This window comes from Ideonella sp. P3_A4 (assembly GCF_056403075.1).
This window is the reverse complement of the sequence record NZ_JBFUGE010000354.1, coordinates 1-6,402: the sequence shown is the minus strand read 5'-3', so window position 1 is coordinate 6,402 and position 6,402 is coordinate 1. Positions and strand designations below refer to the sequence as shown.

Sequence of the window (6,402 nt, the reverse complement as noted above, 5' to 3'; positions counted from 1 at the left end):
GCTTCGCAGTGCAGGACACGGGAATCGGCATTGCGCCCGAAGTCAAGGAAAGGTTGTTCGCACCGTTCGCCCAGGCCGATGCTTCCATCACCCGGCGCTTCGGCGGCACCGGGCTGGGCTTGTCGATCGTCAAGCGCCTGGTTGGCCTGATGGGGGGCGAGGTGAGCCTGGACAGCACACCGGGGGTGGGAAGCGAGTTCAGCGTGAAGCTCGATTTCGCACTGGTCTCGTCGCAGGAGCTGGCTCGTCTGCTCGCGCCCGAACCCCAGCCGGGCGAACATGCTCTGCAGGGCTTGCGCATCCTCGTCGTCGACGACAGCGACATCAACCTGGACGTGACGAGACGCATTCTCGAGCTGGAAGGCGCGCATGTTTGTCTCGCCAAGAATGGGCTGGAGGCTTTTGAGCGCATCCAAGCCGAACCGCGCGCCATCGACGTGGTGTTGATGGATGTTCAGATGCCGGTGCTCGACGGTCACGATGCCACACGCCGAATTCGACTCGAACTGCGGCTGGCGGATTTGCCGATCATCGCGTTGACCGCCGGTGCGCTGAGCAGCGAGCGCCAGCGCGCCTCCGCGTCCGGCATGGATGACTATGTCACCAAGCCCTACGATGCGAAGTCCTTGGTCAGCAGCATCCTGCGCCATGTCACGCCCGTGGCTGTCCAGACCCCCCCCAATCCAGACGGGGCTTCTGAAACGCCGGTTCATGGGGGCGCCGCATGGCAAGAGATCGAGGGCATCGATTCGAGTGACGCGCGAGGGCGCCTGGGCGGTGACTTCGACCTGTTCCGATCAATGCTGAAGCACCTGTTCGCTGAGTTTTCTGACATCGCCATCCCGGCCGTGGAGATGGAGCCGGCAGTGCTCGCAGCTCACGGTGGTCGCATGCACAAGCTCAGAGGCAGTGCAGGCATGTTGGGAGCCAAGGCAATCCACCAGCTGGCGGGCGAGGCCGAGGCCGCGTGTGTTGCCGGCGAGGTGGATCTGGCATCGGATCTCTCGGTGAGCCTTGCCGCGCTCCTGCAGCGGCTGGCCGATTGCGCCGCGCCTGCGCTCAACGCTTCCTACGGGAACGCCGAAGAAGAGGTGGCATCCGAAGAAGAACTCGAACCTCAGGCCTTGGCCGACCTGGTGGATTTGCTGCGTCAGCAAAGCCTGTCCGCGATGGACCGCTTTCGCTCCATCTCGCCACAACTGCGACGGATCCTGAGCACGAGTTCGTATGAACTGGTGCGTGACCACATCGACAATTTGCAATTTAGCGATGCGGCCGCGGCGCTGGAGGAGAGCCAGGCGATGACAGGCACAGGCTGACGCACTCAGAGCCCCACATCGTGGGTGCAACGCCTGCTGTAACTCGGGAGCCGTGCTGCGAACAGCGCTGTGATCGGCCCGCTGTTCTCCCGATCGGTCGGCGCGATCTGCTGCAAGATGGTCTTGCAAGTTCCCTTGCACGCAAAGCTGTTCCCGTTACCTGTCACTCGGCTCGATTGCCGGTGCGAGTTCGCTTCGAACTCCGGGGTGGTGCCTTAGACAGGCATCTGCGTTCGAGCGATTGACCCCTGACTGCGCGAACGGCGTGATGCCGCGTCGCTGTCTGCGGACTAGTCCAACTTCCCCCGAACGTCACCACCCCGATCAGGGCTGACCACGACGCATTTGCGCGTGGTCGACGCTCGCCGGATTGACGATCGCGCCTTGCCCCAAGCCTTCTCCACGTTCGTGGTCGAGCGCCATTGGCCCTCGGCCCGCCCCGCCACAACCAGGACAGCTCAACATGAACATGCCCACCGATGCCCGCACGTTGTATGACCAGACGGCGGCCAACTGGTCGAGACATCAGCCCAGCTCCTTGTCCGACTACACGGCCCGGCCGCAGGTGATGGCGCTGTGCGAGCCGCTTGYAGACAAGCTGGTTCTCGACCTCGGCTGCGGCGAAGGCTACTGCAGCCGCATGCTGCGCCAGCGCGGTGCGCAGGTGGTGGGGCTTGACATCTCCGAACGCATGATCGAGCTCGCTCGCCAAGCCGAGCGCACGCAGCCGCTGGGTATCCGCTACGACAAGGCCGATGCGGTCACGGCTGATCTGGGTGACGCCAGTGTCGACCTCGTCGTTGCCGTGTTTCTGTTCAATTACCTCAACGTCACGCAGATGCACCAGGTCATGGCCAACGTGCATCGCATGCTGAAGCCGGGAGGCCAGTTCGTGTTCGCCGTGCCGCACCCCGCATTCGCGTTCATGCGCGAGCCGGYGCCGCCGTTCTATTTCGATATCGGCTCCGCCGGGTACTTCAGCGCTCGCAACAGCATGTTCAGCGGGCGGATCTGGAAACGCGACGGCAGTGCACTCGATGTGCAGCTGGTGCACAAGACCCTGCAGGACTACTTCGAAGGCCTGCGCGAGGCGGGATTTGCCGCGATGCCGACCGTGACCGAGCTGACTGTCACCCGCGAGATGGTGGACATGGACAAGGACTTCTTCGGTCCGCTCTTCGATCTTCCGTTGCACATGGCCGTCAAGGTCGTCCGTGCTTGATCACCAGACTCCCCCAAGGACAGCCGCATGAAGTCGCTCCACTCCGAAATTCCCCGCCTGACCCTCCACGCTCCGACACGGTTCCGGCAAGCCGCGGAAGACCACCCGCTTTGGTCCCATCCATTCGTCGAGCGCTGCCGCGCGGGCCAGCTCACGCTTGCCCAGGTGCGAGTGCTTGGCACACAGATGTACAAGTTCTGTCATCAGTTCCCGAGCTTTCTGGCCTTGGCCCTGGCAGCTTGCCCGCAAGAAGACGCGCGCATCGTCATTGGCGAGAACCTGTGGGAGGAACTGGGGGAAGGCGATCCGCAGCGGGCCCATGCGGCGCTGTTCCGGCAGTTCACGCGGGCGCTGGGGGTGGATGACGCTCACCTGTCGACGATACCCGCGCTGCCCGAGACCGCGGCGTTGATCGACACCTACCGCAGCCTGGGCGACCGTTACGGCGTTGCGGGCATCCTGGGCGCCCTGTGCTACGCCTCTGAAGGCATCGTCGCGGCGCTGTACTCGCACATTCAAGGGGCACTGCGGCAGGCCGGCAACTTCGACAGGGAGGCGCTGATGTTCTTCGAGGTGCACATTGATGCCGACGATGGACATGCCGACAAGCTCGAATCCATCTTGTTGCCGATGCTGCGCACGCTCGAGGACGAACTTCTGGTGGAGCAGGCGATCCGCACTGCGATGGACGCGCGCTGCCTGTTCTTCGACGGCGTGCTGCACGAGGCCGAACGGGTCGCCGATTTCCACTTGACCACCGGCGATTGAAGGGGCACCCATGAGCCGTCTGCCCACCTGGTTGCAAGGACTCTTCGCGGTGCTGCCCACGCCGATGGTGGCGGGCGGAGGCCTGGACATGGAGAGCCTGGACCGCGTGGTGGAGCATTACCTGATCGGCGGCGCCGTGGGGCTGGTACCTGCCAGCATTGCCGGCGAGGGGGACTTGCTCGATGACGCCGAGCGCCAATGCGTGATCCAGCGCGTTGTTCGTCGATCTGCCGGTCGCGCGCCGGTCGTTGTCGGCATTTTGGAAGACCGCACCGATCGTGCGCTGGCCCAAGCCCACGCCGCGGCCAACTGCGGCGCCACGGGGCTGCTGGTCAAGCCGCCGATGGGCAACGCGCAGGAGGTGCTGGTGCATGTCGGCGCGATCGCTCGATCCGTGCGCCTGCCGATCATCCTGCTCGACAACCCGAAGTTCGGCGCACGGCTGCCGATGAGCCTTATTCAGGCTCTGGTCGAAACGGTGCCCCAGGTCTGCGGCATCAAGCTGGAAGAGGAACCCACGACCGTGAAGATGGCCATGGTACGGGCCCAACTCGGCGCCCGCATCCGGATCTTCGGTGGGTTGGGCGGTGTGAATTGTCTGGATGAACTCGAGCACGGTGCTGACGGCTTCTTCACCGGCTATCCGCACCCGGAGCTTCTCGTCGCGGTCATGGCATGTTTTCGCCGGGGCGACCGGGCCGGGGCGGCTGCCGCCTATGAGGCTCTCCTGCCCGTCGCCATAAAGGAACGTGAGGATGCCGCGAGCATGGTCTGCCAGCGCAAGACGATCCTGTTCAATTGCGGCGTCATCCGGAATGCGACCGTCCGGCTGCCCGCTGGCGCGCCGCAGGGCGCTACCGAACAGACGGCCAGGGCGCATTGATGCTATGTAGGGGGAGCATCACCCGAATGTTCAAGGAGGACTGACATGTACGGTCTGGTCAATCAGGCGCTGGAGGACTTCGTCAAGAAGGGGTTCGGCAACACCGCCTGGAACAGGATTCGCGATGGCGCCGGCATCCGTCAGGACATGTTCGTCTCGATGGACGGCTACCCGGACGACATCACGTACAAGCTCGTGGGGTCAGCCAGCGAGGTGCTGGGTCTGGATGCAGCTGAGATTCTGGAAGCCTTCGGTGAGCACTGGGTGCTCTACACCGCGCAGGCGGGCTACGGCGAAATGCTCGCGATGTTCGGCTCGGATCTGCGTTCGTTCCTGAACAACCTGGACAATCTGCACAGTCATGTGGCGATGAGCTTTCCCGCGCTGCGGCCACCCTCTTTCGAAGTGGAGCAGATCGAGGGCGACCCGGGGTTGCTGCTGCACTACCGCAGCGAGCGCGCCGGATTGGCCCCGATGGTGGTCGGGTTGATCAAGGGCCTGGGCAAGCGGTTCTCTCAGGAAGTCAGCGTTCGGCAGACAGCCCATCGCGGGACAGACGACCACGACGTTTTCCGCATCGACTACGTCGGCGCGGAAGCCTCAACGACGCAGTGATGTCCCACGCTGCACTGAACCTGTCGCCGCCTCAGTTCGCTGCGGCGTTCCCGTTTCACATCGTGCTCGACCCGCAACTGCGGGTGCTGCAGAGCGGCTCGGTACTGAGTCGCCTGTGCCCACTGCTGATCGAAGGGGCAGCGTTCATCGAACACTTCATCGTCCAGCGGCCGGTCATGCAGCGCATGGATTTCGATGCGATCCGTCAGCGCGACAAGTCGCTGTTCGTCTTGCAGTATCGGGACGGGCCGTTGCGTCTGCGCGGCGAATTCGTCGCCCGCGATCGGCAATTGTTCTTCCTCGGTTCGCCCTGGGTCGTCGAGATGGTCGACATGGCCCGGATCGGGCTGACGCTCAGCGACTTCGCTGTCCACGATCCCGTCGTCGACTTGCTGTTCCTGCTGCAAACCAAGAACAAGGCCCTGGTGGATGCGCAAGACCTGTCGCGCATGCTGCGGGCCAGCCAGCAGCGATTGGCGCAAGCGCAGGGATTGGCGAAACTGGGCAGCTGGGTGCTCGATGCCCAGACCGGCGAGGTCGAATGCTCGGACGAGGCACTGCGCATTTACGGGCTCGCCGCGGCAGCGGAGACACCCACGCTGGCGCGGCTGCTAACGCTGATGCCTGAGGTGCACCGGGCCGAGTTGCGCGAGGCCATCGCGCATGCAGAGCAAGACGACGCTCCGGTTGAGCTTGAGCACCGCGTGCACACGCCCGACGGGACCGATCGATGGGTGCACGTCAACTTGCAACGATCCACGGAAAGCGGCGCCACCACCGTGCGCGCCGCCGTACGCGACGAGACGACACGCAAGCAGTCCGCTTTGCGGATGGAACTGGCCAACGACATCGCTCGAGAGCTGGCTGCAGACGTCGAGCCCGAGCGTGCGGTGGCCTACATCCTGTCATCGGCCGGCGCGCAGCTGGGTTGGCACGCTGCGGTGTGCTGGGGGGTGGGTCTCGACGCCCAGGTTCGTTGCCTGGGGGCCTGGGCGGCAGCCGACGATGCGGCCGCGCTGGAGTTTGTCGCCACCATGCGTGGTTTCAGTGGGCCACGCCAGGGCGGCCATCTCGACGCGGCGTGGGTCTCGGCCATTCCATTGTGGCGAGCGATTCCTGCGGGCGATGCATCACCGACACTCGACCAGATCGCGGGCCGCAGCGGCCTGCAGGCTGCTGTGGTCATCCCGGTCATTGCGGGGGCGCAGTTCGCGGCGCTTGAATTCTTCAGCCGTTCGCCGGTCGGAGTCGATCGCGAGATCGAAGCCTTCCTGCGCTCCATTGCCAGTCAGTTGGCCCAGTACCTGCAGCGCAAGCAAGCCGAGACGGCACTGCGCCATGCGGCCTACCACGACGCGCTGACGGGTCTGGCCAGCCGGCCCTTGCTGCACGAGCGGCTGGAGCACGCCATCCAGCGCGCCGCACGGGACCAAAGCAAGGTCGCGGTCTTGTTCATGGACCTCGACCGCTTCAAGCACGTCAACGACAGTCTCGGTCACAGCGCCGGCGACGTGTTGCTGCGCGCCTGCGCCGACCGTCTGCGAGACAGCGTGCGCGAGAGCGACACCGTGGCCCGATTCGGCGGGGACGAATTC

6 protein-coding genes are annotated in these 6,402 nt (G+C 64.6%); all 6 read left to right on the top strand.

All coding sequences use genetic code 11. From position 1 onward, the window contains the following. A partial coding sequence (locus AC1DYI_RS23875) for a response regulator (protein WP_477206625.1) occupies positions 1–1,319 on the top strand: 1,319 nt, incomplete at its 5' end. A 463-nt stretch (positions 1,320–1,782) separates the two neighbouring features. Beyond that, the gene (locus AC1DYI_RS23870; protein ID WP_477206624.1) at positions 1,783–2,541 is read left to right on the top strand and encodes a class I SAM-dependent methyltransferase; all 759 of its coding nucleotides are present in this window, start codon (positions 1,783–1,785) and stop codon (positions 2,539–2,541) included. 27 nt (positions 2,542–2,568) lie between these two features. Further along, positions 2,569–3,309, top strand: a complete 741-nt coding sequence (locus AC1DYI_RS23865; RefSeq protein ID WP_477206623.1) for a TenA family transcriptional regulator — start codon at positions 2,569–2,571, stop codon at positions 3,307–3,309. Between the two features lie 10 nt (positions 3,310–3,319). Then, positions 3,320–4,192 carry a dihydrodipicolinate synthase family protein gene (locus tag AC1DYI_RS23860; protein ID WP_477206622.1) on the top strand — a complete coding sequence of 291 codons (873 nt, stop codon included), beginning with the start codon at positions 3,320–3,322 and terminating at the stop codon, positions 4,190–4,192. 45 nt (positions 4,193–4,237) lie between these two features. Continuing rightward, positions 4,238–4,807: a heme NO-binding domain-containing protein gene (locus AC1DYI_RS23855; protein ID WP_477206621.1), complete on the top strand. Its 570-nt coding sequence runs from the start codon at positions 4,238–4,240 to the stop codon at positions 4,805–4,807. Then, positions 4,807–6,402 (top strand): diguanylate cyclase domain-containing protein (locus AC1DYI_RS23850; RefSeq protein ID WP_477206620.1); only part of this gene is annotated, 1,596 nt, incomplete at its 3' end. The genes AC1DYI_RS23855 and AC1DYI_RS23850, both read left to right, overlap by 1 nt.